General features: G+C 67.3%; 1 protein-coding gene. It reads left to right on the top strand.

All coding sequences use genetic code 11. The annotated features are described in order from the left end of the window. Window positions 1-1,844, top strand: a 1,844-nt coding sequence (locus tag WS45_RS01295) for an amidohydrolase (RefSeq protein ID WP_063896514.1), incomplete at both ends; no start/stop codon positions are given.

Below are 1,844 nucleotides of genomic sequence, written 5' to 3'. Positions count from 1 at the left end.
ACCCAACCGGATCTGATCCTCCATAACGGAAGATTCACGACCCTCGACCGCACGAACCCCGTCGCGACCTCCGTCGCGATCAAGGATGGCCGCTTCGTCGCGGTCGGCAGCGACGCGGACGTGATACCGCTCGCGGGCCGCGCGACGAAGGTGGTCGACCTCGACGGCCGCGGCGTGCTGCCGGGCCTGATCGACAACCACTGCCACGTGATTCGCGGCGGCCTGAACTACAACATGGAGCTGCGCTGGGACGGCGTGCCTTCGCTCGCCGTCGCGATGGAGATGCTCAAGCGTCAGGTCGCGATCACGCCCGCGCCGCAGTGGGTGCGCGTGGTCGGCGGCTTCACCGAACATCAGTTCGTGGAGAAGCGCCTGCCGACGATCGACGAACTCAACGCGGCCGCGCCCGATACGCCGGTGTTCATCCTGCACCTGTACGATCGCGCGCTGCTGAACGCGGCCGCGCTGCGCGTGGTCGGTTACACGAAGGACACGCCCGAGCCGCCGGGCGGCACGATCCTGCGCGATGCCGCGGGCAACCCGACGGGCCTGCTGCTCGCGAACCCGAACGCGACGATCCTCTACGCGACGCTCGCGAAGGGGCCGAAGCTGCCGTTCGAGTATCAGTACAACTCGACGCGTCACTTCATGCGCGAACTGAACCGGCTCGGCGTGACGGGCGTGATCGACGCGGGCGGCGGTTCGCAGAATTACCCCGACGATTACGAAGTGATCCGCAAGCTGCACGACGCGGGCGAGATGACGATCCGGATCGCGTACAACCTGTTCACGCAGAAGCCGAACGCCGAGAAGGAAGACTTCGTGAACTGGACCAAGAGCGTCAAGTATCACGACGGCACCGACTATTTCCGCAACAACGGCGCGGGCGAGATGCTGGTGTTCTCGGCGGCCGATTTCGAGGACTTCCGCGTCGCGCGTCCCGATCTGCCGGCGCAGATGGAGGACGATCTCGAAGGCGTCGTGCGCGTGCTCGCGCAGAACCGCTGGCCGTGGCGCATGCACGCGACGTACGACGAAACGATCAGCCGCGCGCTCGACGTGTTCGAGAAGGTCAACAAGGACATCCCGCTCGAAGGGCTGAACTGGTTCTTCGATCACGCGGAAACGATCTCCGAGAAATCGATGGACCGGATCGCCGCGCTCGGCGGCGGTGTCGCGGTGCAGCACCGGATGGCGTACCAGGGCGAATACTTCGTCGAGCGCTACGGCGCGCAGGCGGCTGAAGCCACGCCACCGGTCGCGAAGATGCTCGGCAAGGGGCTCAAGGTATCGGCCGGCACGGACGCGACGCGCGTGGCGTCGTACAACCCGTGGGTGTCGCTCTCATGGCTCGTGACGGGCAAGACGGTCGGCGGCCTGCGCATGTATCCGCAGCGCAACCTGCTCGATCGTGAAACGGCGCTGCGCATGTGGACCGAGTACGTGACGTGGTTCTCGAACGAAGAGGGCAAGAAGGGGCGCATCGCGGTCGGGCAGCTTGCCGACCTGGTGGTCCCGGATCGCGATTTCTTCGCGTGCGCGGAGGACGACATCGCGGGCACGACGGCGTTGCTGACGGTGGTCGGCGGCAGGATCGTGTGGGGCGCGGGACCGTTCGCGTCGCACGACGCGCCGATTCCGCCCGCAATGCCGGACTGGTCGCCCGTGCGCGAGTACGGCGGCTATGGCGGCTGGGGCGCGACGCAGCGCGAAGGCGCGCCGCTGCAACGGGCGGCGGCTGCCGCGATGTGCGGCTGCGCGAATGCGTGCAACGTGCACCAGCATGCGCATGCGAGCGCGTGGGGCAGCGCATTGCCGACGTCGGACGCGAAGGGCTTCTGGGG

Origin of the sequence: Burkholderia sp. RF2-non_BP3 (assembly GCF_001522185.1) — a bacterium.
GTDB classification, from domain to species: Bacteria; Pseudomonadota; Gammaproteobacteria; order Burkholderiales; family Burkholderiaceae; genus Burkholderia; species Burkholderia diffusa.
The sequence above is the reverse complement of the archived record's forward strand: the minus strand, read 5'-3'. Positions and strand labels throughout refer to the sequence as shown.